Source organism: Streptomyces sp. NPDC002537 (genome assembly GCF_053594975.1).
This window is the reverse complement of record NZ_JBSFWT010000027.1, coordinates 1-24406: the sequence shown is the minus strand read 5'-3', so window position 1 is coordinate 24406 and position 24406 is coordinate 1. Positions and strand designations below refer to the sequence as shown.

24 protein-coding genes and 1 tRNA gene are annotated in these 24406 nt (G+C 70.7%); 12 read left to right on the top strand and 13 right to left on the bottom strand.

The window, feature by feature from the left end:
* Positions 1-152: 152 nt before the first annotated feature.
* Positions 153-1202 carry an LLM class F420-dependent oxidoreductase gene (locus ACWD4A_RS15020; protein ID WP_451193867.1) on the bottom strand — a complete coding sequence of 350 codons (1050 nt, stop codon included), beginning with the start codon at positions 1200-1202 and terminating at the stop codon, positions 153-155.
* Between the two features lie 153 nt (positions 1203-1355).
* On the opposite strand from ACWD4A_RS15020, the gene ACWD4A_RS15015 reads away from it, so the two are divergent.
* Positions 1356-2339 (top strand): aldo/keto reductase, encoded by a 984-nt coding sequence (locus tag ACWD4A_RS15015; protein ID WP_451193866.1) that lies wholly within the window; start codon positions 1356-1358, stop codon positions 2337-2339.
* Positions 2336-5254: a helix-hairpin-helix domain-containing protein gene (locus ACWD4A_RS15010; RefSeq protein ID WP_451193864.1), complete on the top strand. Its 2919-nt coding sequence runs from the start codon at positions 2336-2338 to the stop codon at positions 5252-5254. Before ACWD4A_RS15015 ends, ACWD4A_RS15010 begins: the two co-directional genes overlap by 4 nt.
* 68 nt (positions 5255-5322) lie before the next feature.
* Here the strand turns inward: ACWD4A_RS15010 and ACWD4A_RS15005 are convergent, their stop codons facing one another.
* The gene (locus tag ACWD4A_RS15005) at positions 5323-6081 is read right to left on the bottom strand and encodes a hypothetical protein (RefSeq protein ID WP_451193862.1); all 759 of its coding nucleotides are present in this window, start codon (positions 6079-6081) and stop codon (positions 5323-5325) included.
* A 47-nt stretch (positions 6082-6128) separates the two neighbouring features.
* On the opposite strand from ACWD4A_RS15005, the gene ACWD4A_RS15000 reads away from it, so the two are divergent.
* Positions 6129-6317, top strand: coding sequence for a DUF5703 family protein (locus tag ACWD4A_RS15000; protein ID WP_451193861.1), 189 nt, complete (start codon positions 6129-6131; stop codon positions 6315-6317).
* A gap of 72 nt (positions 6318-6389) precedes the next feature.
* Here the strand turns inward: ACWD4A_RS15000 and ACWD4A_RS14995 are convergent, their stop codons facing one another.
* The 3 genes from ACWD4A_RS14995 to ACWD4A_RS14985 all read right to left on the bottom strand — a co-directional run bounded on the left by ACWD4A_RS14995 (position 6390) and on the right by ACWD4A_RS14985 (position 9190).
* Entirely contained in the window at positions 6390-7346 is a 957-nt protein-coding gene (locus ACWD4A_RS14995; protein ID WP_451193858.1) for a chaplin, read from the bottom strand.
* A gap of 141 nt (positions 7347-7487) precedes the next feature.
* Entirely contained in the window at positions 7488-7721 is a 234-nt protein-coding gene (locus ACWD4A_RS14990; RefSeq protein ID WP_451193855.1) for a chaplin, read from the bottom strand.
* 134 nt (positions 7722-7855) lie between these two features.
* A complete protein-coding gene (locus ACWD4A_RS14985; protein WP_451193853.1) occupies positions 7856-9190 on the bottom strand; it encodes a M20/M25/M40 family metallo-hydrolase in 1335 nt (444 codons plus the stop codon).
* Positions 9191-9447: 257 nt separating this feature from the next.
* Here ACWD4A_RS14985 and ACWD4A_RS14980 point away from each other — a divergent pair.
* Positions 9448-9535, top strand: a tRNA-Leu gene (locus ACWD4A_RS14980).
* A gap of 220 nt (positions 9536-9755) precedes the next feature.
* Here ACWD4A_RS14980 and ACWD4A_RS14975 read toward each other — a convergent pair.
* The 3 genes from ACWD4A_RS14975 to ACWD4A_RS14965 all read right to left on the bottom strand — a co-directional run bounded on the left by ACWD4A_RS14975 (position 9756) and on the right by ACWD4A_RS14965 (position 11545).
* A complete protein-coding gene (locus tag ACWD4A_RS14975; RefSeq protein ID WP_451193850.1) occupies positions 9756-9989 on the bottom strand; it encodes a transposase in 234 nt (77 codons plus the stop codon).
* A 166-nt stretch (positions 9990-10155) separates the two neighbouring features.
* Positions 10156-11010: a hypothetical protein gene (locus ACWD4A_RS14970; RefSeq protein WP_451193848.1), complete on the bottom strand. Its 855-nt coding sequence runs from the start codon at positions 11008-11010 to the stop codon at positions 10156-10158.
* Positions 10991-11545 carry a hypothetical protein gene (locus ACWD4A_RS14965; protein WP_451193846.1) on the bottom strand — a complete coding sequence of 185 codons (555 nt, stop codon included), beginning with the start codon at positions 11543-11545 and terminating at the stop codon, positions 10991-10993. Before ACWD4A_RS14965 ends, ACWD4A_RS14970 begins: the two co-directional genes overlap by 20 nt.
* Before the next feature lie 351 nt (positions 11546-11896).
* Between ACWD4A_RS14965 and ACWD4A_RS14960 the strand changes: the two genes are divergently transcribed.
* From ACWD4A_RS14960 to ACWD4A_RS14935, 6 genes are all read left to right on the top strand, one after another.
* Positions 11897-13090, top strand: coding sequence for a helix-turn-helix domain-containing protein (locus tag ACWD4A_RS14960; RefSeq protein ID WP_451193844.1), 1194 nt, complete (start codon positions 11897-11899; stop codon positions 13088-13090).
* 251 nt (positions 13091-13341) lie between these two features.
* Positions 13342-13608, top strand: a complete 267-nt coding sequence (locus ACWD4A_RS14955) for a hypothetical protein (RefSeq protein ID WP_451193841.1) — start codon at positions 13342-13344, stop codon at positions 13606-13608.
* Between the two features lie 1047 nt (positions 13609-14655).
* Positions 14656-14817 carry a hypothetical protein gene (locus tag ACWD4A_RS14950; protein WP_451193838.1) on the top strand — a complete coding sequence of 54 codons (162 nt, stop codon included), beginning with the start codon at positions 14656-14658 and terminating at the stop codon, positions 14815-14817.
* 71 nt (positions 14818-14888) lie between these two features.
* Positions 14889-16163, top strand: coding sequence for an asparagine synthase (locus ACWD4A_RS14945; RefSeq protein ID WP_451193837.1), 1275 nt, complete (start codon positions 14889-14891; stop codon positions 16161-16163).
* Positions 16121-16432, top strand: coding sequence for a hypothetical protein (locus ACWD4A_RS14940; RefSeq protein WP_451193835.1), 312 nt, complete (start codon positions 16121-16123; stop codon positions 16430-16432). The genes ACWD4A_RS14945 and ACWD4A_RS14940 overlap by 43 nt, the downstream gene beginning before the upstream one ends.
* Before the next feature lie 103 nt (positions 16433-16535).
* Positions 16536-17075 (top strand): GNAT family N-acetyltransferase, encoded by a 540-nt coding sequence (locus tag ACWD4A_RS14935; protein WP_451193832.1) that lies wholly within the window; start codon positions 16536-16538, stop codon positions 17073-17075.
* Between the two features lie 73 nt (positions 17076-17148).
* Here ACWD4A_RS14935 and ACWD4A_RS14930 read toward each other — a convergent pair whose 3' ends face one another.
* The 5 genes from ACWD4A_RS14930 to ACWD4A_RS14910 all read right to left on the bottom strand — a co-directional run bounded on the left by ACWD4A_RS14930 (position 17149) and on the right by ACWD4A_RS14910 (position 21605).
* A complete protein-coding gene (locus ACWD4A_RS14930; protein WP_451193829.1) occupies positions 17149-17406 on the bottom strand; it encodes a GntR family transcriptional regulator in 258 nt (85 codons plus the stop codon).
* Positions 17407-17732: 326 nt separating this feature from the next.
* A complete protein-coding gene (locus ACWD4A_RS14925) occupies positions 17733-18959 on the bottom strand; it encodes an acyl-CoA dehydrogenase family protein (protein ID WP_451193827.1) in 1227 nt (408 codons plus the stop codon).
* A 5-nt stretch (positions 18960-18964) separates the two neighbouring features.
* Positions 18965-19987, bottom strand: a complete 1023-nt coding sequence (locus ACWD4A_RS14920; protein ID WP_451193825.1) for a phosphotransferase family protein — start codon at positions 19985-19987, stop codon at positions 18965-18967.
* Positions 19988-20135: 148 nt separating this feature from the next.
* Positions 20136-21077, bottom strand: a complete 942-nt coding sequence (locus ACWD4A_RS14915) for an MBL fold metallo-hydrolase (RefSeq protein ID WP_451193822.1) — start codon at positions 21075-21077, stop codon at positions 20136-20138.
* A gap of 90 nt (positions 21078-21167) precedes the next feature.
* Positions 21168-21605 carry a MarR family winged helix-turn-helix transcriptional regulator gene (locus ACWD4A_RS14910; protein ID WP_451193820.1) on the bottom strand — a complete coding sequence of 146 codons (438 nt, stop codon included), beginning with the start codon at positions 21603-21605 and terminating at the stop codon, positions 21168-21170.
* Positions 21606-21760: 155 nt separating this feature from the next.
* Here ACWD4A_RS14910 and ACWD4A_RS14905 point away from each other — a divergent pair, with 155 nt between their 5' ends.
* On the top strand, positions 21761-23254 hold the full coding sequence (locus ACWD4A_RS14905; RefSeq protein WP_451193817.1) for an MFS transporter: 1494 nt from the start codon (positions 21761-21763) through the stop codon (positions 23252-23254).
* Between the two features lie 70 nt (positions 23255-23324).
* Positions 23325-24254 (top strand): NADP-dependent oxidoreductase, encoded by a 930-nt coding sequence (locus ACWD4A_RS14900; RefSeq protein WP_451193814.1) that lies wholly within the window; start codon positions 23325-23327, stop codon positions 24252-24254.
* Positions 24255-24406 lie beyond the last annotated feature (152 nt).

Genomic DNA, 24406 nt, shown 5'->3' with positions numbered 1-24406 from the left:
TCGGCCGAACGCGGGACGGCCGTCGGCGTGTCGAAGGCGCGGCAAAGGTGGCCGCGGAGGCGTAACCACGCGGCCGTACGGGCGTTGTGTTCTGTACCGGCCGTGGCGGGGAAGACACCCCGAGCCCCCACCACGGCCGCAGACAGGGCCCGTTACGTCAGCCCGGCCCGCTCCAGCGCGGTGACGCCGGCCCGCAGACTCGCGATCCGCTCGTCGAGGGTGAAGCCCGCGGGGGCCAGCGAGAGAGTGGTCACCCCGGCCTCGGCGTACGCCTGCATCCGGTCGGCGACGCGGGCGACGGGGCCGATCAGGGTGGTGGAGTCGATCAGCTCGCGCGGGACGGCCGCGGCGGCGCCCTGCTTGTCCCCGGAGAGGTACTTCTCCTGGATCTCGGCGGCGGCCTTCTCGTAACCCATGCGCTGGGCCAGCTTGTTGTAGAAGTTCTGCTTGGCGCTGCCCATGCCGCCGACGTAGAGGGCGGTGTACGGGCGGAAGAGGTCGGCGAGGGCGTTGACGTCGTCGCCGACGGCCATGGGGACGGTCGGGGCCAGGTCGAAGCCGTCGAGGTCCTTGCCGATCCTGGCGCGGCCCGCGCGGAGCGCGCCGAGCGTGGTCTCCTCGGCGTGCTCGGGGGCGAAGAAGACGACGAGGGCGCCGTCGGCGATCTCGCCGGTCTGCTCCAGGTTCTTCGGCCCGATGGCGGCGATGTAGAGCGGGATGCGCTCCCGCACCGGGTGGACGGTGAGCTTGATGGGCTTGCCGGGGCCGCCGGGGAGCGGGAGGGTCCAGTGCTCACCGTCGTGGGTGACACGTTCGCGGGACATCGCCTTGCGGACGATCTCGACGTACTCGCGGGTGCGGGCGAGCGGCTTGTCGAACTTCACTCCGTACCAGCCCTCGGAGACCTGCGGGCCGGAGACGCCGAGGCCGAGCCGGAAGCGGCCGCCGGAGAGCGAGTCGAGGGTGGCGGCCGTCATCGCGGTCATCGTGGGCGTGCGGGCCGGGATCTGGAAGATCGCCGAACCGACGTCGATGCGCTCGGTCTGCGCCGCGACCCAGGACAGGACCGTGGGCGCGTCCGAGCCGTACGCCTCGGCGGCCCAGCAGACCGAGTAGCCGAGCCGGTCGGCCTCGCGGGCGACCTCCAGGTTGTCGGCGTCCATCCCGGCTCCCCAGTAGCCGAGGTTGATTCCGAGCCGCATGGCGTCCCCTTACCCATGAGTAACGTCGTTGTTGCGGGGGACTGTAGCGCGCGGACCAGGGGTACGTCACCGGGCGGGTCGTCCACAGGCGGCGAACGCCGGTTGTCCACAGGCGGCCGACGGGGCGCGTCACTGCCAGTAATCTCAGCGCTCATGGAGCTAAGGCATCTCGGGCGCACGGGCCTGCGGGTATCCCGGATCGGGCTCGGCACGCTCACCTGGGGCCGGGACACCGGCGAGCACGACGCCGCCGACCAGCTCAAGGCGTTCTGGGAGGCGGGCGGCACGCTCGTCGACACCGCGGACGTCTACGCGGACGGCGGGGCCGAGTATCTGCTCGGCAGGCTGATGGCGGATCTCGTGCCGCGCCGCGATCTGGTCATCGCGACCAAATCGGGCAGCGTCCCCGATCCCGACCGGCGGTTCGACGGCTCGCGGGGCCATCTGCTCGACGCGCTCGACGCCTCGCTGGAGCGCCTCGGCACGGATCACGTGGACCTCTGGCAGGTGCACGCCTTCGACCCCCACACACCGGTCGAGGAGACGCTGCAGGCGCTCGACATCGCCGTCAGCAGCGGGCGCGCCCGCTATGTCGGGGTCTCCAACTTCTCCGGCTGGCAGCTCGCCAAGGCGGGCACCTGGCAGCTGGCCGCGCCGGGCGTCCGGACCCGGCTGGCCGGCACGCAGATGGAGTACTCGCTGCTCCAGCGGGGCATCGAGCGCGAGGTGCTGCCCGCCGCGCTCGACCTGGGTATCGGCGTCCTGCCGTCCTCGCCGCTCGGCAGGGGCGTGCTCACCGGCAAGTACCGCCACGCCACACCCGCCGACTCCCGGGGCGCGTCCGAGCACTTGGCCCCCTTCGTCGCCCCGTACCTCGACGAGCCGGCGGGCCGCGTCGTCGACGCCGTCGCCACCGCGGCCGACGGCCTCGCGACGACCCCGCTGAAGGTCGCCCTGGCCTGGGTCAGGGACCGCCCCGGAGTGGTCGCCCCGATCGTCGGCGCACGCAATGAGCAGCAGCTCAGAGCGGCGTTGTCAGTGGAGGCGCTTACGCTTCCGGACGAGATCTGCCAGGCGCTCGACGATGTGTCGGCGCCCGTGCACCGCTATCCCGATCAGGACTGGAGCACGCTGTGAGTACCGACCGCCTCTCCGACGAGGCCGCTTCCGCACCCGCGGAGGGACCCGCCGAACCGGCGGGACGCCAGGGGGACGGCCCCCTTGGCGCGCCCTCTCCCGGGGCGGAAGCAGCCGGTGCCGTGCCCGCTGCCGCGGAGGACGAGGACGCGCCTCCCGGCGCGGGGTCGGCGGACTCCGGCGGGAACGGAGCCGCGTCGCTCGACACGCCCGTGCCCGGCCCGAGGGCGGCGGACTCCGCGGACGGCGACTCGGCTGCCCAACCGCCTTCCTCCGGGAAACGGTCTGCCGTCGCCGAGGCGCTGGCCGCCGCGGTACGGGCCGTGGAGAGCGGCGAACGGTCCGCCGCGTCGTACTTCACCGCGCCGAGCCGCCCGGCGCCCGCCCCGCGCAAGGTGACGGCCGCGCCCGCCGGTCCGGCGCCGCAGCGCGCGGGCGCGTCCACGGCGAGCCCCGCCGTCACCCTGCCCTCGGCCGCGGCCACCCGCCGTCCACTGTCGGACGCGGCCCTCTCCGAAGGGCTCGGCAGCGTACGGGAGGTCCTCGCCGCCGGTGGCGCACCGGAACAGCTCGCCGCGCAGGCGGTCGACACACTCGGCGAGCGGGCGGCCGCCGTCCTGCGCGACGACCCCTGGCAGTTGCTGGCCGTCCCGGGCACGCGCCCCGAGCAGGCGGACGGGTTCGCGCGGGCGCTGCTGGGCCCGGGGTGCGGTCCGGGGGACGAGCGCCGGGCCCAGGCCCTGACGGTCTGGCTGCTGGAGCGCGCCGCCCTCGAAGGGCACACCGTGCTGGAGGCGCCGACCCTGCGCGAGGCCCTCGCCCGGCACGCGGTGCCCGACCCGGACGAAGCGCTCCAGAGCGCCATCGCCGAGGGCGCGGTGCTGGTCTTCCAGGAGGCCCTGGAGGTACGGGGCGCGCGGGAGCCCGCCGCCGACGAGGAGGCGGAGACACCGGTCCGCGTGCTCCTGGGCCTCGACCGCTACGCGATGGCGGAGGAGAGCCTGGCCGACGGCCTGGCCCGTCTGATCAACACGTTCGAGCCGGAGACGGCCGACACGGCCGGGTCGAGCGGCGAGCCCGAGGACGACAGGTCCTCCGGAGAAACAGTCACCGACGCGGGCAACAGCACGAGCGGGGCCGTGGGCGGCCCGAACGCGGATGCCACGTCCGGCGCCGAGTCCGCACCGGACACGACCGGCAGCCGGTCCGACGCCGAAGGCGACCACCCCGGCGACGGAACAGCCGACACGAACGAGCCGAAGGCCGGCACGGCGAACGACGCGTCCGCGAGCGGCCCGGCCACGGGCGACACGACCGGCGCCGAACCCGCCGCGCCCGGCACGACGAGCGACCGACCCGGCACCGATGACGGCGGGGCCGAGGGCGGCCGGGGCTCCGGCGATCCGGCTGCCGACACGGGCAACGGCACGAACCGGCCCGAGAACGGTCCTGCCGCGGACAGCACTCCCGACGCCGGGACCGCGACCGACACGGCAACCGGGCAGCCCGGCCCCGGCGACGACACCTCCACTGACGGCCCGGCCACAGACGACGCGGTCCGCACCGAACCCGCCGCGCCCGGCACGACAAGCAGCCGCCCCGGCACCGATGACGGCGGGTCCGATGGCAGCGGCTCCGCGAGCGGCCCGGCCACAGGCGACACGACCGGCACCGAACCCGCCACGCCCGGAACCGATGGCAGCCAGGCCGAGGGCGGCCGGGGCTCCGGCGGGGCGTCGGCTCGCGCGTGGGAGAGCGCTGCGGAAGCTGAGCGCTCCGCTTCCGCGCGGGAGTTGATCCGTGCCGTCGCGGCCGCGGGGCTCGTGACGCACAGCGGCGGGGAGGCGGCGCGGGCGGAGCCCGTCGCGCTGGTCGCCGCCGCCCGCTCGCTCGGGCTGCGGGCCCTCGCCGCCGTGCACACGGAGGACGGCATGCGGCGGTCGGCCGCCCTCGGGGAGACCGGGGTGGTCACCGTCGCCGGGCTGCTGTCCGGTCTGGAGGGGCCGGGGCGCGACGCGGACGGCGCGCTCGCCCTCGACGTGCTCGCCGTGCTGGACGCGCCGCAGCTGGACGTCGAGACGGCGGCCATGCTGGTGGAGTCCCTGGCGGACGGCACCCGGCTGGTGCTGAGCGGTGACCCGGGCGTGCTCTGGTCGGCCGGTCCGGGCCGGGTCTTCGCGGATGTGGTGGGCGCCCACGCCTGCCCGGCCGTGGTCTCGCGCACCCCGGACCCGGGCCCGATCGGCGAGCTCGTCTCCGGCATCGGCGTCGGCGAACTCGGCCAGGTGGACGCCCCCGGCAAGGAGGTCGTGATCGTCCCCGTCCGGGACCCGGGCGAGGCCGTGCACCGGACGGTGCAGCTCGTCGCGGACTCCGTCCCCCGGGCGATCGGCGTGCCCGCCGACCGCACCCAGGTCATCACGCCGGGCCACGGCGGCCCCGCCGGCACGCGCGCGCTCAACGCGGCGCTGAAGGAGCGGCTGAACCCCGGCCCCGGCCGGTTCGGCGGCTTCGACCCGGGCGACCGGGTCGCCTACGTCCCGGCCCCGGGCCGCGTGCTCCCCGGCACCGTGGTCTCGGCGGACGTGGAAGGGCTGCACCTGGACTGCGCGGGCTCGCCCGTCGTCGTGCCGCGGGAGCTCGTCGGCCGGGCCGTGCGGCACGGCTGGGCGGTCACCGCCCACCAGGCCGCCGGGATGCGCTGGCCCGCGGCCGTCGTGGTGCTGCCGGGCGACGCCGCGCGGACGCTCACGAGGGCCTGGATCTATACGGCGTTCGGCCGGGGCGAGCGGCACCTGTCGGTCGTGCACGGTGTCGACCAGGCGCTCCCCCGCGCCGTCGCCGAGGTACCGGTCAAGGAGCGGACCAGCAGGCTGAAGTCCCTGCTGCGCGCCCAGGCCCTGCCCACCGGCTGACCACCGGCGGACGCGTACGGGGCCCGGCCGGCCGCCGGGCCCCGTGAGGCACACTCAGGACCCGCGGTTCAGCGACCGGGGGCGGGCCTCCGGCCCCGTACGCCACCGTCGTCATCGAGACCGTCCACGTCCAGCACGTCGTCCTCGACCTCGTCCTCGACCTCGTCGTCATCGAGGCCGTCCTCGTCGAGGTCCGGTTCCTCGTCGAAGACCGCGCTGACGTCGAACCGGCAGATGACCCGCTGGGGATCCGCCTGGTCGAAGGGGGCGGCGAGCCAGTCACCCGGCTCGGTGGGGCCGTCGGCCGCGGCGACCCAGAGCGTCGAGTCGCCCTCCTCCAGGCCGAATTCCTTGTGCCGGGAGGCGATCTCGTCCGGTTCGTACTCGCCGAAGAGCACGCCGAGCGCGGCGTGCACACTGCTGCCGACGATGCCCGCCGCGCTGCCGGGGGCGCCCCCCGCGTCCGTGTCGACATCGGGGTCGAGATCGGCGACCCGCTGGGCCTGGGCGAGCAGCCGCTGTGGCTCCACCACCGCATAGTCCCTGCGGATCAGGACGCTCAGCGCGCTGGGCTCCTCCGGCCCGGCGTACGCCGGGAGGGTGTCGTCGCCCGGGATCTCGAAGGGCGTGACCTCGTCATAGGCGTCGTAGAGCAGCTCGTCGTACGCCTCGGCTGTCGCGGCCAGCTCGTTGAACGCGGCGTAGACGGCCGGGTCGTCCTCCCCCGACCGGCGTTCGACGGCGTCGAGGTGGCGGTCCAGCGCGGCTTTGACCGCCTCTGCGGCGGCGCGTACCTCGGCAGCGGTTGGCTGCGCAGCATCAGACATAGTGCAGACGCTATCCGCACCGGGCCCGTTCCCGCACAATAGATGCGATGCCGGAATACGAATTCTGTGATGTGTATGTGCCGCGGGGTGTCTCCCGGGGGGCGACCACACGCTTGCTGACCGATCACGCCGAGTACGGACACTGGGAGTTGGACAGACTGCGCCTCTATCCCGACGGCAGCCGCAGGGTGCGGCTGCGCCGCCGGATCATTCGCCAGCTGCGCGCCACGTGGTGAAGGCAGACGGAGCGGGCCCCGCGATCGCGGGGCCCGCTCCGTGCTGAGTGCCGTCAGCCCTGTGCGACCGGCTCAGTTCTGCGCGGCGCGCGCACGGCGGTAGAGCACCGCGCCGCCGAGCAGCAGTCCGGCGCTGGCGGCGCCGGCCATGCCGAGCTGGCCCGCGCCGGTGTGCGCGAGCTGGGCGGCCTTCGCCACCGGGGCACCGGCCGCGGCGAGCACACTCGCCTCCTTGTGCGTGGGCTGCACCGTCATGGCCGGGGTGATGTGCCCGGCCGGGGTGGTGTGGACCGCGCTCGTGTCGGTCGGCTTGTGACCCGGGTGGGCCGGGGTGTGCTCCGCCGGCTTGCCCGGGGTGCCCGGGTTGTGGTCGCCCGGGTTGTGCTCCCCCGGCTTGCCGGGGTTGTGGTCGCCCGGGTTGTGGTCGCCGGTCGGCGGCTTGTGACCGTGGTCGTGGTCGTCGTCGCACGGGGGCTTGTGCTCCCCGGGCTTGCCCGGCTCGTGCGGCGGCCGGTGCTCCCCGCCGTTCCCCGTCCCGTGGTGCTCGTGACCACCGTTGACGCACTCGTTGCCGATGGCGGAGTTGCCGACACCGACGACGTTCACGCTGTTCCCGCAGGCGTTGACCGGGACGTGCACGGGCGCCTGGACGGTGTTGCCCGAGAGCACGCCCGGCGAGCCGACGCTCGCGCCCTGGGCCTGGGACCCGCCGTCGCCGTGGTGCCCGCCCCTGCCGTGGTCGTCGTCGCCGTGACCGGCTCCGTGACCCTTGTGGCCGTGACCGGCCGAGCCGTTGAAGCAACGGTTGCCCGAGGCGGAGTTGAGCGCCCCGATCACCGTGACGGTGTTGCCGCAGACGTTCACCGGGACGTGCACGGGAACCTGGACGGTGTTGCCGGACGCGACGCCCGGGGACTTCACTGCGGCACCCTGGGCGCCGGAGTCGGCGCTGGCGATGCCGCCGGTCATGGCGATGACGCCAGTCGCGGCGGCCACCGTGACCAGACTCTTCTTGCTGACGTGTCGCATAAGTTCCGTTCTGCCTCTCTAGACCTTCTTTGCGGGAGACGCGTGGATACGCATACCCACGCGTCGAAAGTCCAGCGGCCCCGGGGGTGCACTTCTGCACCCCGGAGCCGCCGTCACCCCCTCATGGGGTGAAACAGAACGTCACTTGTTGACGCACACGTTGCCGATGGCGTCGTTCAGCGCCCCGACGATGGTGGTGGTGTCACCGCACACGTTCGCGGCGACGTCCACCGGAACCTGGATCACGTTGCCGGAGACGACGCCGGGCGACTCCACAGCGGCACCCTGGGCGTTGCCGTCGGCAACGGCCAGACCTGCACCCGCGAGCAGGAGACCACCGGTGGCAGCCGCAGCGGCGGCAACCTTCTTGATCATGGGAGATTCCTCCTTGTTGGCAATGCGGTCCCAGCCGCGGACCGCACACCTGTAACGACTAGGAGGTAATCGGGCTACTGCAACCCTATGATCGTTCACACTTTTCGGTTAACTCGGAACAGATTTGCGGGGTTTCAGCTTTCGTCGAGGAACCGGTCGAGCACCCGTGCGCCGAACTTCAGCCCCTCCAGTGGTACTCGCTCGTCCACACCGTGGAACATTCCGGCGAAGTCCAGCTCCGGCGGCAGCTGGAGCGGGGCGAAACCGAAGCCCCGGATGCCCAGGTCGTCGAAGGACTTGGCATCGGTGCCACCGGAGAGCATGTACGGCACGGCGCGGGCGATCGGGTCCTCCGCCCGCAGCGCCGTCTGCATGGCCTCGACCAGGTCGCCGTCGAAGCTCGTCTCCAGCGCCTTGTCCGCGTGCACGTCCTCGCGCTTCACCCGCGGCCCGAGGATGCGGTCGAGGTCGGCGAGGAACTCCTCCTCGTACCCCGGCAGGAACCGGCCGTCGACATGCGCGGTGGCCTGGCCCGGGATGACGTTGACCTTGTAGCCGGCGCCGAGCATGGTCGGGGCCGCGCTGTTGCGCAGGGTGGTGCCGATCATCTTGGCGATGCTGCCGAGCTTGGCCAGCGTCGCCTCCATGTCCTCCGGGTCGAGGGGGGTGCCGAGCGCGTCGGACAGCTCGTCGAGGAAGGACCGCACGGTCTTGGTCACCCGGACCGGGAACTCGTGCCGCCCCAGCCGGCCGACCGCCTCGCACAGCTCCGTGATCGCGTTGTCCTTGTTCGTCATCGAGCCGTGCCCCGCGGTCCCCTCCACGGTGAGCCGCATCCAGTGCATGCCCTTCTGGGCGGTCTCGACGAGATAGAGGCGCAGGTTCTCGTTGACGGTGAACGAGAAGCCGCCGACCTCGCTGATCGCCTCCGTCACCCCCTCGAAGAGCCCCGGGTGCTTGTCGACCAGATACCGGGCGCCGTAGGTGCCGCCCGCCTCCTCGTCGGCGAGGAAGGCGACCACGACGTCCCGCGGGGGCTTGCGCCCGGAGCGCATCCGGTCGCGGATCACCGCGAGCGTCATGGCGTCCATGTCCTTCATGTCGACCGCGCCGCGCCCCCACAGGCAGCCGTCGGCGATCTCGCCCGCGAAGGGGTGGTGGGTCCAGTCCTCGGCGTTGGCCGGTACGACGTCGGTGTGGCCGTGGATGAGCAGGGCGGGCCGCGACGGGTCCTCGCCCTCGATCCGCGCGACCGTCGAGGCCCGCCCCTTGTGGGACTCGAAGATCTGCGGCTCCAGCCCGACCTCGGCGAGCTTCTCCGCCACGTACTCGGCGGCGGCGCGCTCGCCGGGACCGGAATGGTCGCCGTAGTTGCTGGTGTCGATCCGGATCAGATCGCGGCAGAGGTCGACGACCTCGTCCTCGGCGGCCCTGCCCGGCCCGCTCCCGGTCGGCTTCGACTCGCTCACGCTGTCTCCTCCTGGTTCGCCGCCACGGCCCGCCTGGGATCGGACGGGCCACGGCGTGGGTCCTCCGTCATCCTCTCTCTCCCTCCGCCGCAGCCCAAGGCCGCAATGCTCCCGACATGAGCCCGTCACGATCGCCGCCCCCGTCGCCCCCCTCCCCCGTCCGACCTGGTGATCGAGCACTCCAGATCTTTGGTATTGTTTTCCTCGTCGGAAGGGGAACGGCCCGAAAGGGAACGGACCGGAAGACACAACACCTAGTCCGGGTGGCGGAATGGCAGACGCGCTAGCTTGAGGTGCTAGTGCCCTTTATCGGGCGTGGGGGTTCAAGTCCCCCCTCGGACACCAGCAGAGACCCCAGTTCATCTGGGGTTTTTCTGTTTCTCCGGCTGTGGCGTGACCAACCACGTGACCAACAGCCGAGCGAACTTCCTGGTCAGACCAGGGATGACAGGCCGAGACGACGGCGTCAGCCACCGGCTTGTCGAGCCAGCGGTAGCGGGCTGTCTGGCGAGCTTGAGCACCCGGCACGTCACCGTGATGGGCGCCCCGTCCACGGCCAGCTCTTTCACGAGCGGGTAGATCCTTTTCCCGGCAGATGCGCCTGCGACAGACAGGCCGCGGCCCAGCACAGGACCTCGTTCTCCTGCTCCAGCAGCTTGATCCGCCGGCGTGCTTCCCGCAGTTCCGCGCTCTCCTGACTGCTCAACCCGGACTTGGTCCCGTCGTCGATATCCGCCCGACGCATCCACTTCCACAACGCCATCGAGTGAACCCCAAAACCGGTGGCCACCTGCTCCACCGTGACACCCGGGCCGCGGTTCCTCGCGACCCGCACGGCGTCTTGGCGGAACTATTCCGGATAAGGCTTGGGCACAGCGACGTCCTTTCCACCCGCCCTACAGGGCAAGCCAGTTCAGATGTCACCCGATCGCGCAGCAGACCCAGACGGGCGCACAGCGGCGGAGTCAGGCGCTCACCTCGGAGTGCACCGGAACGGGCGGGCGCACTCCCGTGAGCGCCTCCGCTCGGGCAACCAGGTGGGGAGCAAGGTCCGGATACCAGCCACGGGCTACGGCTTGCAGCATCTCCGCCAGGGCCGCGAGTTCTCCGATTCGGCCAGCGGGAGCGTCGAGGATCGCCGCGAACTCCCCGCGGATACGGGCGGCAACGTCGGGAACAAGCAGGCTGTTGACGTGGAGGAGCCCCGCGTCATAGCCGAAGGGCGCGAGGCCCCACCGCTCCCAGTCCAACAGGGCCAGGGGCATGGCGGTGAGGTTGCCCCAGTGCAGGTCGCCGTGACCGGTCACCCGCTCCACCTTGGCGGGGGCCGGGATGCCGAGGAACTGGGGGAAGGCATGTTCGATCCACCCGCCCCGGACGGTCGTCTTCACACCCTCCGCTTCAGCAAGCAGGGCAAGGGCTTGGCGAAGGTCCGCCCACCACTCGTCAGGCAACCCGGGGTCGTGGTCGATGTCGGCTCGGTCCGGGGACACCACGGGTTGCGTGAGGTAGTCCAGGACTTCCGCCTCGAAGGCCCACTCTCCGTCAGTCCAGTCATGCACCCCGTAGAGGCGGGGGCGGGGAACGCCGTCAGGTACCAGCTCAGAGGCTCCGACGATGCCCTCCCCCTCTTTCCTGCCCGCGTTCCTCTTCGCCGTCCGGCTCACCCGTAGCCACCGGTCCCCGGCTCGGCGTCCGAGGGTGACACCGAGGAAGCCCCATGCCAGCGGACCCATGCAGGTGAGGCCCAGTGCCTTGGCCGCCCGGTCGTGGGCGGCCTCCATCAGGGCCTGTACCTCTTTATTCAGAGGCGAGTTCATCCGTCACCCTCCTGAGTTCCTGGGCCGTCAGCGGCGCAGCCAGAGCCTTGGCCGCATCGTCCCAGTGCTCGCGGGTGCTAGCGGAGGTGAGGACGACATCGAGGCCGGGGCACGAGCCGGCGGCCAGCAGGGCAGCGGCCGCGGCCGACAGGCCGGGGCGGATGAGGTTCGCCAGTTCGGGTGTCATGGCATCGAGGAGTTCGCCCCCGTGCAGGGGAGCAGAGCCGAACGTGATCAGCCCCGCTTCCTTCGCCTGCACCAGTGGCCCGCCGCCGTTCAGGGCCTGTGTGATCGGAGCATCCATGATCAGGCTGACGGGCATCTGCAAGCCCGTGAAGTGGTGCTCGGCGGAACCCGCCGCCTGGCGCGCGAGCGCGAGCAACTCGGGAACGCTGAACGCTCCGGAGGCCAGGCCCGACCAGGTGGCGACGCCGTACCCGCCGATCCTGCCCGCATGGGCGAACTCCTCATGCCTGCTTGCGCCCGCGGGGCCTCTTTCCGACCGTGTACGGGTATCAAATTTTCGGGCAGCCACGCATCCTCGCGCTAAATGGGTGTCCGGGCAGCAAAAAGCCCACCTGCGAGGCTACAGGCGGGCTTGAGGTCTTTCGAGGGCGGGGAGAAGCTCGGAGCATTAATGGGTGGATCGAGGCACGGTTGCGCGCGGCAGCGTCACGCAAGCTAACTAATAACGGGTAATGCGATTCGGCTCGGAGTGAGCCAGAAGGCCCGTCCAGCGCTCCACTTCGAGGGAAGGCGTGGTTCGGAAGCTCATGACACCGGCCGGCCCGCGGCAGGCAGGAGCGGCGAGCGTGCCCGACTTCTGTCACCCCTAGGGAGGAACGGCACCTCGGCAGGGGGTTGTTGGCGGGCGTACGCTCGTGCTATGACGAGCGCTGGTGAACGGATCAAGTCGGTACGCAAGCTACGTGGCCTGACGCAGAGGGAGTTGGCCGACGCGTCGGGGGTATCCCTATCGGTGCTGCGAAGGCTAGAACAGGGCGAGCAAGAGGGTGCTCGCATGGAGACGTGGCGACGCTTTGCGACTGCGCTGCGGGTTCCGACCATGTCTCTGGTGGCCGACCGGGAGCAAGCCAACGAGGGACCCTCGGAACCGTGGGAGGAGGTAAAGAAGGCCCTCAACGCGCCCCCCACGCCTCTGGATCCGTCGGAGGAGCAGCCGACCGTTCAGGGCATCACAGAGGCCCTGGACTCCCTTACGCCCCTGGTGCGTGCCGATAAGTACCAGGAGATTGCCGCGGTCCTGCCGATGTTGCTGCGGGACGCCGACACCCTTGGGGCAGAGGGGCGAGCCGTTCGCGTACGGCTGCTTCAGCGGGTCGGATGGCTGCTGGTCCACACTCGCCAGCTCACCGCTGCTGAGGATGCGTTGGCGCGCTCCCTAGACCAGGTCTCCGACCGACTCCAGGCCACAGTCACAGTTGACTACATGTGCTGGTTGCTGCTGCGTCAAGGCCAGCTAGCCCAAGCCCGCGAACTGGCGATCAAGTGGGCTGACGATGCCGAGCCCGTGCGCATCACCAGGGCGACCCCGGAAGAGGTTTCGCTATGGGGATGGATGCTGCTGCGGGTCTCGGGTGCAGCCATCCGGGACAACCGGCCCGGGGAGGCAGAGGACGCTATGAAGTATGCCCGTGCTGCTGCTGAGGCCATCGGGCGGGAGTGGCGGTTTCCACCTCACCTGAGCAATTCGACCTTCGGACCTCTCACCGTCCTCATGAAGACCGCCGAGAACGCGAGCCTCGACGAGCAGCCCCGCCGGGTGCTTCGACTCGGCAGCCAAGTGGAGCAGCTTCGAAAGCTCCACCACGCCCGCTTCAAGGTGCAGCCGACGTCAAGCGACTGGAATCGGCATCGGCTCGATGTGGCAAACGCGCACGCACAAGAGGGCAACTACAACCTTGTGGTCCGCCAGTTGAACAGCATCAAGCGCAGCGCCCCCGAGTGGCTGCCGAACCAGAGGTATGCACAAGACATCATCAGGCGGGTGATTGAAGATCGCCGAACGTTGACGCCAGCGATGCGCGACCTGGCATCCACCGTACGCTTGCCGATCTAAACGATCAGACCGGGTACTTACGCCTGACGGATCGTCAAAGTACCCGCGACAGTGCTGTCTGCCCCTCCTAACGTGTCTCCCCATGCAGAACCCCCGCGACCGTGGGTGCGGCCCGGGGGCATGGACCACCTGAAAGAGAGAGGCAGGCAGCCATGACTGAGCATAGGCAGCAGCAGCCCAGAACGGACACTGGATCGCGAATTGATCAGGAGGCGCGGGGGTGCCGGGTCTCCAAGGTCGGCCCGTACACGATGGTGGAGAAGCCGATCAGGCGGTTGCCGCGCCCGCTCGCGGGCCCGTCGCCGGAGTGGGTGCCGAGGCTCGGTGGGTTCGTCGTCGACACGTCGGCCGACGAAGACGTCACGGGCGAAGTTCGCGGCTGGGACGGCGAAGAGGTGACCCTGTGCGTGCCGGGCGAAGAAGAGCTGCGGTACACCCGCCGCTACCGCGAGGCCACTATGAAAGAGGCGCTGCCGGTCAAGACCGCACTTCTCAACCTCCGGCGTCGGGCGTGGTGACCGCGAACGACCCGCCGTCCGCGCTGCGTCCCGAGGCTGAGTGTTCCTTGTGTCAGCAGTGGCTCAAGGTCAGAGATGAGGCCCTGCGGAAGGGCAGCCTCGAAGCGGCTGGGCACTGCGAAATCTCGCTGACGCTCCACCTGCAACGGGATCACGGCAGGAGACGGTGAGCCGTCGGCAGCGCCGAGCGCCCCGTAGGGACTGGATCGGCGCAGGAATCGGGGTCATCGCGGCCGCTGCCCTGCTGGCTGTTCTCTTCGTCGCCGTCTGGCTCGCCCTTCACGGCGGGCGCGCCCGTTTCTAGCTCCTGCCCACCCGCCGATGGGACGTCACATCCCGGCGGGCGGGCAGGCCCAAGCCCCCACTTCCCACGGCGCCCCGGGGTGACCCACGGAGTTCCCCGGGGAGGGAGGCGGGACGCCTTCCGGCCGGCTTTGCTTCACCGGCCGGAAGGCACCAGTCACCACACGGAAGGCGACCCCATGCCTCACTTATGCCAGGAAGGGGCGATGAACCCCCCAATGGTCATCTCCTTGCCGCACTCGTCCGGCCCGCCCGCCATGCCGACCGACAGCGAAGGTAAGCCTTGCGGATCGTGCGCCATCATCCGTCGGGCCAAGGAAGCCGTCAGGAAGCGGGGCGACCTGGCGGCGCTTGCCAAGCTGGAGCAGACCGACGTCGACCACTTCACTTCGCCCGTGCGCATCCCGGCTATGAGGCGGTGCGCGGCACATGACCCCCCACAAGCGTGGCCGGGTGGGCGTCCCGATGACTCTGCGACGGCCCGCGGCGGGCGCTCCCTGTCGCACCTGCCTGGCATTCGGCAAGCTCATACAGGCTGCACAGCGTAAAGAGGACTCGGTCGAGCTCGATGAGGCCCTGGAGCACCTGCTGAGCCATGGCCAGGAGGCACACCCGTGGTCAAGCCGCCTCCGGTGACCGCCTGGTAGGGCGTCCCCTTTGGACTCCCGTCCGGCCGCCCTCGTGAGGGTGGGCGGCCGGACGGGTTGGCACAGTCGATTCCCGATCAATCAGAGGAGGACGTACATGAACGACCTCATCCCGCCCCCGCAAAGGCGGCGGCCGTTCGAGGGATTGTTCGCCACGAAGGCAGTTCGTCGCGTGCAGACCCCGGCTGAGACCCACGAGTACAAGAAGGAATCCGGCTCCTCCGACGGCGCCATGACGTACGACACGACGAAGGTCTGATCTCCCATCGATGAACCGCTCCGGGGCGTGGCCATGCGCGCTGTGCCCCGGGGCGGCATTTGGAGGCAATCATGATCAAGCTGCGTCTGACCCCCTACGCTGGCGACTCCGCCTGGAAGTGGGACGGCACCCGCTACATGACGGCGGCCCACTCCAGTGAGGTGACCCCCTTCCACCATCCGATGGTGGAACAACTGGCTGTCACGGACGGACACCGGACGCTCCTTGTCGTTCGGGAGCGCGTCGCCGGACGCCCCGCCGCCGACTCCGCACCGCGCCCCATGACCGCTGGCGAATACGACCGGGCCAAGGACCTGGCCGGCCAGTGGCCGACAGACTTCGTTCTGGTGGAGACGGCCCCCGAAGAACCCGCCTGCGTCAGCGTCGGCCCGTGCAGGACAACACCGCTCTACTTGGCCCATGACGACACAAGCCTGTGTGGTTCTTGGGACATGGCCGACCTGCGGGGGTACGTCTCCGGTCTGAACTCCCGTGAAGTCGCACGGCTGTTGATCTACCGTCCCCGGTACAGCACGGACACCGTCTTCCGCGGAATCCACCGCCTCAGCGAACGGGCCACCGCCCACTACGGCGGCCACCTCTGCCTGCGATACCCGGAGCCCGCTCTCCACAGCGGACCGCGGGAGCTCGCCCCCGCGGCGGACGTCCTGGCCGCCTTCGTCCAGGCCATGGACGACGCCTTGGACCTCCGCCCGCTCGACATCGAAACCACTGTCTTCCACCTCACGGGCGGCTTCGACTCCGGCACCCTGGCAACCCGGGCCGCACAGCGCTTCCCGTCCCGTATCTCCACGTCAGCCTTGCTCATCGGCGGCCCCGGCCGTGCCCAGCAGATCCGACGCCGCAAGGAAATGCGCACCGTACTGCCCTTCGCCGGCCAGGACATCCTTATCGACGCCATGGAGGAACCGCCACTCCACCCCAACTGCTCACGGGTGCACAGCGACCTGATCAGCCCTTACGAGGAACCGCTCCACCACCCGTTCACCCGCATGACCAAAGCCCTGGCCAAGCACGGAGCCCGCACTGTGGTGACTGGCCTGTGCGGTGACGAAATGGTGGCTCTCTCGCAAGCGGAGTACCCCCACAAAGCCATGGGGGAGCTGAAGGACGTCACTCTCCTGCCCTGGATAGGCAAGAGAGCAAGCAGCGCACTGGAGTTCGCAGACGACGGGATCGCCCCGCCCGCCGTGGTCAACTCCATGAGTCTGCTGTCCTTGGAGACCACGGCGCCCGTGCTTCTCCGGGAAGGGATCTGGCCGGTGCGGGCGAGTGGCTGCCGATGGACTGGCGCGAACTCAAACAGCTCCAGCGCCGACAGCTAGGGGCGCTCGGGCTCAGCAGCGATGTGACCCACCCGGTGGAACGCGAGTCCTTCGCGGAGGTCGTGCAGCACACACTGACCACTCACGCCCGGTCCCTCTTCGCCGCCATGCTCAAAGAGGGATCGGCACTGTTCGATGAACGACTGGTCGACCCTGACGGTCTCCGGCAAGCTGTCCGGCGTCTTGGCTCCGGCACCTACCGCGAGGACGGAGACGCCCAGCTTCTCCAGGTCGTGAACCTCCACCTCGCAGCGCAGGCATTCCTGTAAACCCCGCAGGGGTTCCGCTCGCCGTCCAGGGCGAACTCCCATCCGTGGACCTCTCGTTGTGGGAGGCTGCGGAACCCGAAGAAGACGCACGGAGGTCTCACCCATGTTCGTCATGCGCCTCGCCGCGGTTACCGACGCCCCCGGAGTCGCTGCCATGATTCGCTCCCGTTCCACCTGGCTGGAGGAGCGCGGTATGCCCAGCTGGCGTGACAGCGCCGACAACCTTGCCGCCCAGACGGAGAACTCGCACGGCGGCATGTGGGTACTGGAAGACGACGAATCCCACATCGTCGGCTGCACAACGGTCCAGGAAGAGACCCCTCCATGGGGGTGGACAGCTCAGGAACTTGCCGAGCCCGCTCACTACCTCTTCACGACCGTGACTGATCCGGCGTACCGCACGCACAAGCCGGGAACGCTCATCGCGCTATGGGCAGTGGACCACGCCGCACGCGAGGGCAAGCAGTGGGTTCGGCGTGGCTGCATGTTCCCCGGCCTGGTCAGCTACTACCAGACCCAGGGATTCACCCTGCTGCATGAGGTGCAGCGCACCCACAACCGTGTCTATCTCATGGCGCGGCGTGCCGAACGGATTGCCGAACTGGATCGGCTGTTCAAGACCATGGACCCGCGCAGCTCCTAAACGACCCAGCATTCGGCCCCGCCTGCGCGCTTCCCCCGAGGCGTGTGGGCGGGGTTTTGCGCGCTGAGAGCCCCTACGACTTGCTCTCGTCGGCGTGCGTGGCCTCGCTGACGTACGTCCCGCGGCCCGGGACGGTGTAGACGAGCCCCTGTTCCCGCAGCACCGAGAGCGCAGACCGCGCCGTATTGCGCGCGGCCCCGTACCGCTCCACGAGCTCTTTCTCGGACGGAAGCGGACGACCAGGGCCCAACTCGCCCCGCTCGATCTCCGCGGCCAGGTCGCGGAAGCCCGGCTCCAGCGGCGAGGCTCGGCCCTCTCGGGGCTGAGCCAAGAGACCTCGCCCCCTTCGATGCCTGATGTCGAAGGGGGCTTTGTCGTGCCTGAAGCAGTGCTACTGCGCTAAGCGTGTCCGGTGAGTGCCGCATGACCCACGCGTGACCCACAGCCGTCAGGAGCGGTCGGAAACACCCAGGGAAAGGCATGTACTCTTGAGGGACAGCTAAGCCCCTTCAGACTGGTAATTCCGCAGGTCAGAGACTTGTAGAACTGGCGCCCGAGTGGAGAGTTCAAGTCCCCCCTCGGACACCGGAGGAAGAGTCCCAGCATCGCTGGGGCTCTTTCCTTTTCCCAGGACCCGGTTTCCCAGGACCCGGTTTCTCAGGACCCGGGCGGTGTGTACCGCTTCAGTTCCCGGCGGGCCAGGGAGCGCTGGTGGACCTCGTCCGGGCCGTCGGCCAGGCGGAGGGTGCGGGCCGCGGCCCAGAGTTCGGCCAGGGGGAAGTCCTGGCTCACGCCGCCCGCGCCGTGGAGCTGGATCGCCTTGTCGATGATGCCGACGACCGTACGCGGGGTGGTGATCTTGATGGCCTGGATCTCCGTGTGGGCGCCGCGGTTGCCGGCCGTGTCCATGAGCCAGGCCGTCTTGAGGACCAGGAGCCGCAGCTGTTCCACGGCGACGCGGGAGTCGGCGATCCACTCCTGGACGACGCCCTGTTGGGCGAGCGGCTTGCCGAAGGCCGTGCGGGTCACGGCGCGACGGCACATCAGCTCGACGGCCCGTTCCGCCATGCCGATCAGCCGCATGCAGTGGTGGATGCGGCCGGGGCCGAGGCGGGCCTGGGCGATGGCGAAGCCGCTGCCCTCCGCGCCGATGAGGTGTGCGGCGGGGACGCGTACGCGGTCGAGGACGATCTCCGCGTGGCCGCCGTGGGAGTGGTCCTCGAAGCCGTAGACCCGCATGGCGCGGCGGATCTCCAGGCCGGGGGTGTCGCGGGGGACGAGGATCATGGACTGTCTGCGGCGCGGGTCCGCGCCGTCCGGGTCGGTCTGGCCCATGACGATGAAGACCTCGCAACGGGGGTGCATCGCGCCGGAGATGTACCACTTGCGGCCGGTGATGACGTAGTCGTCGCCGTCCCGTTCGATGCGGGTCTCGATGTTCGTCGCGTCCGAGGAGGCGACCTCGGGCTCGGTCATCGCGAACGCGGAGCGGATCTCCCCCGCAAGGAGCGGCTCCAGCCAGCGCTTCTTCTGCTCCTCGGCGCCGAACTGGGCGAGGAGTTCCATGTTCCCGGTGTCGGGGGCCGCGCAGTTGAGGGCGGTGGGCGCCAGGTGCGGGCTGCGGCCGGTGATCTCGGCGAGCGGGGCGTACTGGAGGTTGGTCAGCCCGGCCCCGTACGTCGCGTCCGGCAGGAAGAGGTTCCAGAGGCCCTGGCGCCGGGCTTCTGCCTTGAGTTCCTCGACGACCGGCGGGGTGTCCCAGGGGGAGGCGAGCGCGGCCCGCTGTTCCTCGGCGGTCGGCTCCGCCGGGTACACGTGCTCGTCCATGAAGGCGAGCAGTCTGCCACGCAGTTCCTCGGTGCGGGCGTCGAACGCGAAGTCCATGGGGCTCAGCCTTCCTTGAGGGTGGTGAGGCCGTTGTCGATGAAGAGCGGGACGAGCCGGCCCATGCGGTCGAAGCCGGCGCCGACCGTCTGTCCGAGGGTGTAGCGGTAGTGGATGCCTTCGAGGATCACGGCGAGCTTGAAGTAGGCGAAGGCCGTGTACCAGGGCAGTGCGGAGACGTCGCGCCCGGAGCCGGCCGCGTAGCGCTCGACGAGTTCGGCGGGGGTGGGGTGGCCGGGGGCGTCCCGGGTGGTGGCGATCGGGGAGCCGGGGACGGCCCGCTGTTCGCTGTACATCACCAGCAGCCCGAGGTCGGTCAGCGGGTCGCCGAGGGTGGACATCTCCCAGTCGAGGACGGCCCGTACGGTGTCGTCGGCGCCGACGAGGACGTTGTCGAGGCGGTAGTCGCCGTGCACGACCGTGGGCGCGGGCGACGCGGGCAGCGCCCTGGCCAGTGCCGAGTGGAGCTCGTCGATGCCCGGCAGCTCGCGGCTGCGGGAGGCGTCGAGCTGCTTGCCCCAGCGCCGCAACTGCCGTTCCAGGAAGCCGTCCGGCCGCCCGAAGTCGCCGAGGCCGGCCGCGGCGGGGTCCACGGCGTGCAGCCGTACGAGGGTGTCGGCGAGCCCGAGCACGACCCGGCGGGTCCGCTCCGGGCCGATCGTGGCGAGCTCGTCGGCCGTACGGTACGGGGTGCCGGTCACGAACTCCATGACGTAGAACGGCGCTCCGAGCACGTCCTCGTCCTGGCAGAGCAGCAGGGCCCTGGGCACCGGCACGTCCGTGGGGTGCAGTGCGCTGATCACCCGGTGCTCGCGGCGCATGTCGTGCGCGGTGGCGAGCACATGCCCCAGCGGCGGTCTGCGCACCACCCAGCGGTCGGTGCCGTCGGTGACGGCGTAGGTGAGGTTGGAGCGGCCGCCCTCGATCAGCTCGGCGGTGAGCGGCCCGCGGACCGGCCCCGGCAGTTCGCGCTCCAGGTGCGTGCGCAGCCGGTCCAGGTCGAGCCCCGGTGGATTGCCCTTGCTCATCGCATGTTCCTCCGTGAGGAATCGATCCCGCTGACGGATGGCGGGCCGGGCCCGCGGAGGTGCGCGGTCCCGGTCCGGGATCATCATGCCGACCAGTCGGTATGCCGTCCAGACCTCCCGGGGCAAACCACCGTGGGCGAGCGGGACTTCAGGCGTGGCAGAGGAGGGGCTGTCCGCCGTTCATCGTCTGCATGTCGCCGAGGACGAGGGGCAGGTCGAGCTGGGCGCCGAGGGGCAGGCCGTCCAGTTCGGCGTACGCGCGGTGCAGGTTGCCCACCAGCCGCTCGCTCTCGCGCAGGGCGGCGAACTCGCCGAGGTCCGCGCCGCGGGCGACCTCCAGGGGTGTGCGGCCCGCCGCGTGTCCGTCCCGGGCCAGCTCGTCCAGCCAGCGGAAGTAGCGCTCCAGGGTGTCGTAGACGCTCGGGTCGGTGACCCGGCCGTGGCCCGGGACGACGGTCTGCGCGTCCAGCCCGCGCAGCACGTCCAGGGCGCGCAGCGACCCGGCGAGGGAGCCCATGGGGATGAAGGGGGTGCCGCCGTTGAAGACCAGGTCGCCGGTGAAGACGATGCCCTGTTCGGGCAGCCAGGCGATGGTGTCGCCGATGGTGTGGGCGGGGCCGGGGTGGATCAGCCGGACCTCGATGTCGCCGACGTGCAGGGTGAGGGAGTCCTCGTAGGTGACGGCGGCGGGGGTGATGACGATGTCGCCGTAGTCGATCCGGGGCCACTGGCCGTGCAGCTGGTAGCCCACGGCGAGGGTCTCGGAGCGGCAGTCCGCGTGCCCGATGACCGTGGCCTCGGGGAAGACGCAGTTGCCGTAGGTGTGGTCGCCGTGGTGGTGGGTGTTGACGACCGTGGTGGGCGGTGCGGCGCCGTGGGCGGTGGCGGTGTCGCGCAGCAACCGGGCGCGGCGCTCGGTCGCGGCCGTGTCGATCAGCGCGGTACGGCCGCCGGAGCTGATGATTCCGGCGTTGTTGAGGCACCAGCCGCCGTCGGGCTGGACGAACGCGCGCACGCCGGGGGCGAGCTCCACGGCATAGGGCTCCGTCGCCTCGGCGCCGGCGGGTGGGACAGTGGTCGTGCTGGACATCGATGGGCCTCCCCTTCTCCATCCGTGCAGGGGGCACGGATCGGACTGCCCGTCAGAATACGGGCGCGGGGGCGGCCGGGTACGCAGGCGTCAGCCGCGGCGCTCCATGCCCGGACGGAGGCGTTCCAGCAGACCGTAGAGAGTGGTGCGCTCGTCCTCGTCCAGGGCGTCGAGGGCGCTGTGGGTGGCCTGCATCTCGGCGCGGACGCGGCGGATGGTGTCGTGGCCCTCGTCGGTGGCCACCACGTTCTTCACCCGGCGGTCGGTGGGGTCGGGCTCGCGGCGGACCAGGCCCCGCGCTTCCAGGCGGTCGACGATGCCGGTGACGTTGGAGGCGTCGCAGACCAGCAGGGTGGCGAGGCCGCGCATCGGGACCGGGCCCTTGAGCTGGGCGAGGAGCTTGGCCTGGACGGAGGTGAGGCCGTGCCGGGCCGCGGCGGCGGCGAAGTCCTGCCACTGGGCGGTGCCGAGCGCCGCCACCAGCTCCAGGAGCTGGGCCTTGGTCGGGGGCTGCGGGGTGGCGGTCATGGGTGAAGTGTACTCAAGAGGTTGAGGTAATAAAACATTAACTTGACTACCTGAAGTATCCGGGACTACCGTGCGTCCAGTTGCTTGATGATCTCAAGCATCAATGTTGTGAATGAATTCGATCGTGAAGTAACTCGAAGGGCCCCCTGTCACCCATGAGCTCCCCAGCCACCGCCGCCCCGGGCGGCCAGCGCAACGAGACGGTCATCGTCTTCGCCCTGAGTCTCGCCGCCATGGTCGTCTCGATGATGCAGACCCTGGTCGTGCCGATCCTCGGGCTCATCCAGAAGGACCTCGGGACCACGTCCGCCAACGTCAGCTGGGTCACCACCGCGACCCTGCTGTCCGCCGCGGTCTTCACCCCGCTCCTCGGGCGCTTCGGCGACCAGCACGGCAAGAAGAAGACGCTCGTCGGCGTGCTGATCGTCATGGTCGCGGGCTCCGTGCTCGCCGCGCTCACCCACTCCCTGCTGTGGCTGATCGTCGGCCGGGTGCTCCAGGGCGCCGCGACCGCGATCTTCCCGCTCGCGCTGTCCGTCCTGCGCGAGGAGGTGCGCCCGGCCAAGCTGCCCGGCGCCATGGCCATGGTCAGCGGCACCCTCGCCTTCGGCAGCGGCCTCGCGCTCGTCGCGACCGGCCTGCTCACCTCCGGCGACAACCCCGACTACCGCAGCGCCTTCTGGCTGGCCACCGGCCTCGCCGCGCTCGCCCTGATCGCCGTCGTGTTCCTGGTGCCCGCCACCCGGCAGACCACCGGCGGCCGCACCGACGTCCTCGGCGCGCTCAGCCTCGCCGCCACCCTCGTCCTGCTCCTGCTGCCCATCACCCAGGGCCACGAGTGGGGCTGGTCCTCCGCCCGTACGATCGGCTGCTTCGTCGGCGCCGTCGTGATGGCCGCGGTCTGGACGCTCGTCGAGCGCAAGGTGAGCGAGCCGCTGGTCGACATGAAGATGTTCGCCCACCGCCCGGTGCTCTTCGCCAACCTCTCCGGCCTGCTCGTCGGCTTCGGCTCCTTCGCCCTCTTCATCGGCGTCTCCTACCTCGTGCAGATGCCGTCGAAGATCGCGGGCTACGGCTTCGACGCCACCGTCCTGCGCGCCTCCGTCGAATTCCTGCTGCCCAGCACCATCGTGTCGCTGCTCGCCGCGCCCGTCGGCGGCCAGCTCGTGCGCCACAAGGGCCCGCGCCTGGTCCTGCTGCTCGCCTCGCTCTTCGGCACCGCGGGCTTCGCGTGGATCACGCTCGACCACGACCACTCGTTCTCCGTCATCGCCGCCGGCATCCTCGTCGGCGCGGCCATCAGCTTCGGCTACGCCGCGATGCCCGCCGTGATCGTCGCCAGCGTGCCGCACCACCAGACCGGCATCGCCAACGGCATCAACTCCATCTCCCGCTCGACCGGCAGCGCGATCGGCAGCGCGATGATCACCACGGTGCTGGCCTCCAAGAGCATCGAGCACCTGCCGCCGGGCGCCCCCAAGCTGCCCGCCGAGAGCCAGTTCACGCTGACCTTCGTGATCGCGGGCGCGGCGCTCCTGCTGGTCGCGGTCGTCGCCGGACTGGGCCTGCGCAAGATCCACACCCTGCGGTCCGAAGTGGCGGGCGGCGTTCCCGCGACGGAGGCTGGGACCGCGCGCGCCACCGTCTGACCCACCACCTGATCCACCCCTGTTCAGCACCCCCCTGCTCAGCACCCCGTTCAGCCAAGGAGCACCCCTCATGAAGGCCATCAGCTACCGCGCCTACGGCGGCCCCGAGGTCCTGGAGTACGGCGAGCGGCCCGAGCCCAAGGTCGGCCCGGACTCCGTGCTGGTCCGGGTGAAGGCCGCGGCCGTGAACCCCGTCGACTGGAAGCTCCGCGAGGGCTACCTCGACGGCCTCATCGACGCCGTCTTCCCGGTCGTCCCGGGCTGGGACGTCTCCGGCGTGGTGGAACAGGCCGGGGCCACCGTCGACGAGTTCGCGCCCGGCGACGAGGTCATCGGCTACGTCCGGGAGGACTTCCTCTCCCGCGGCACCTTCGCCGAGTACGTCGCGGCACCCGTGCGGACCCTCGCCCGCAAGCCGGCGAACCTGAGCTTCGAGCAGGCCGCCGGGCTGCCGCTCGCGGGCCTGACCGCCTACCAGTCGCTGTCCAAGGCGCTCCGGGTGGGACGGGACGAGACCGTGCTGATCCACGCGGCGGCCGGTGGCGTCGGCTCGCTGGCCGTGCAGATCGCGGCGCGGCACCTCGGGGCACGGGTCATCGGCACCGCGAGCGAGCGCAACCACGACTACCTGCGGGGGCTCGGCGCGGAGCCGGTCGCCTACGGGGAGGGGCTCGCCGACCGGGTGCGGGCGCTCGCCCCGGGCGGGGTCGACGCGGTGCTCGACCTGGTGGGCGGTGAGGCCCTCACCGTCTCGCCGGGGCTGCTCGCGCCCGGCGGCCGGCTCGCCTCCATCGCGGACGCGGGTGTGCTGCCGCTCGGTGGCCGGTACGTCTTCGTCCGGCCGGACGCGGCCGATCTCACGGCGCTGACGGAGATGGCGGAGGCCGGGGTGCTCGGTGTGGAGGTGGCCCGGGTGTTCCCGCTGACGGAGACGGGGGCCGCGCAGCGGTTGAGTGCCGAGGGGCACACGCGGGGGAAGATCGTGGTGACGGTTCCGTAACTGGGGCTTCGCCCCAGACCCCTGACCGCGCTCCGCGCAGTGTCCTCAAACGCCGGACGGGCTGGATTTCGCGGACCGTGGCAGCGAACCTGCGGGTCCGGCCCGCAGACTCAACGCCACGGCCGGCAAACTCAGCCCGTCCGGCGTTTGAG

What these genes read in the sequence shown, in the direction of transcription:
- ACWD4A_RS15020 (WP_451193867.1), bottom strand. Translation starts at nt 1,202, where the DNA reads ATGCGGCTCGGAATCAACCTCGGCTACTGGGGAGCCGGGATGGACGCC.
- ACWD4A_RS15015 (WP_451193866.1), top strand. Translation starts at nt 1,356, where the DNA reads ATGGAGCTAAGGCATCTCGGGCGCACGGGCCTGCGGGTATCCCGGATC.
- ACWD4A_RS15005 (WP_451193862.1), bottom strand. Translation starts at nt 6,081, where the DNA reads ATGTCTGATGCTGCGCAGCCAACCGCTGCCGAGGTACGCGCCGCCGCA.
- ACWD4A_RS15000 (WP_451193861.1), top strand. Translation starts at nt 6,129, where the DNA reads ATGCCGGAATACGAATTCTGTGATGTGTATGTGCCGCGGGGTGTCTCC.
- ACWD4A_RS14995 (WP_451193858.1), bottom strand. Translation starts at nt 7,346, where the DNA reads ATGCGACACGTCAGCAAGAAGAGTCTGGTCACGGTGGCCGCCGCGACT.
- ACWD4A_RS14990 (WP_451193855.1), bottom strand. Translation starts at nt 7,721, where the DNA reads ATGATCAAGAAGGTTGCCGCCGCTGCGGCTGCCACCGGTGGTCTCCTG.
- ACWD4A_RS14970 (WP_451193848.1), bottom strand. Translation starts at nt 11,010, where the DNA reads ATGAACTCGCCTCTGAATAAAGAGGTACAGGCCCTGATGGAGGCCGCC.
- ACWD4A_RS14960 (WP_451193844.1), top strand. Translation starts at nt 11,897, where the DNA reads ATGACGAGCGCTGGTGAACGGATCAAGTCGGTACGCAAGCTACGTGGC.
- ACWD4A_RS14955 (WP_451193841.1), top strand. Translation starts at nt 13,342, where the DNA reads ATGGTGGAGAAGCCGATCAGGCGGTTGCCGCGCCCGCTCGCGGGCCCG.
- ACWD4A_RS14950 (WP_451193838.1), top strand. Translation starts at nt 14,656, where the DNA reads ATGAACGACCTCATCCCGCCCCCGCAAAGGCGGCGGCCGTTCGAGGGA.
- ACWD4A_RS14945 (WP_451193837.1), top strand. Translation starts at nt 14,889, where the DNA reads ATGATCAAGCTGCGTCTGACCCCCTACGCTGGCGACTCCGCCTGGAAG.
- ACWD4A_RS14940 (WP_451193835.1), top strand. Translation starts at nt 16,121, where the DNA reads ATGGACTGGCGCGAACTCAAACAGCTCCAGCGCCGACAGCTAGGGGCG.
- ACWD4A_RS14935 (WP_451193832.1), top strand. Translation starts at nt 16,536, where the DNA reads ATGTTCGTCATGCGCCTCGCCGCGGTTACCGACGCCCCCGGAGTCGCT.
- ACWD4A_RS14925 (WP_451193827.1), bottom strand. Translation starts at nt 18,959, where the DNA reads ATGGACTTCGCGTTCGACGCCCGCACCGAGGAACTGCGTGGCAGACTG.
- ACWD4A_RS14920 (WP_451193825.1), bottom strand. Translation starts at nt 19,987, where the DNA reads ATGAGCAAGGGCAATCCACCGGGGCTCGACCTGGACCGGCTGCGCACG.
- ACWD4A_RS14915 (WP_451193822.1), bottom strand. Translation starts at nt 21,077, where the DNA reads ATGTCCAGCACGACCACTGTCCCACCCGCCGGCGCCGAGGCGACGGAG.
- ACWD4A_RS14910 (WP_451193820.1), bottom strand. Translation starts at nt 21,605, where the DNA reads ATGACCGCCACCCCGCAGCCCCCGACCAAGGCCCAGCTCCTGGAGCTG.
- ACWD4A_RS14905 (WP_451193817.1), top strand. Translation starts at nt 21,761, where the DNA reads ATGAGCTCCCCAGCCACCGCCGCCCCGGGCGGCCAGCGCAACGAGACG.
- ACWD4A_RS14900 (WP_451193814.1), top strand. Translation starts at nt 23,325, where the DNA reads ATGAAGGCCATCAGCTACCGCGCCTACGGCGGCCCCGAGGTCCTGGAG.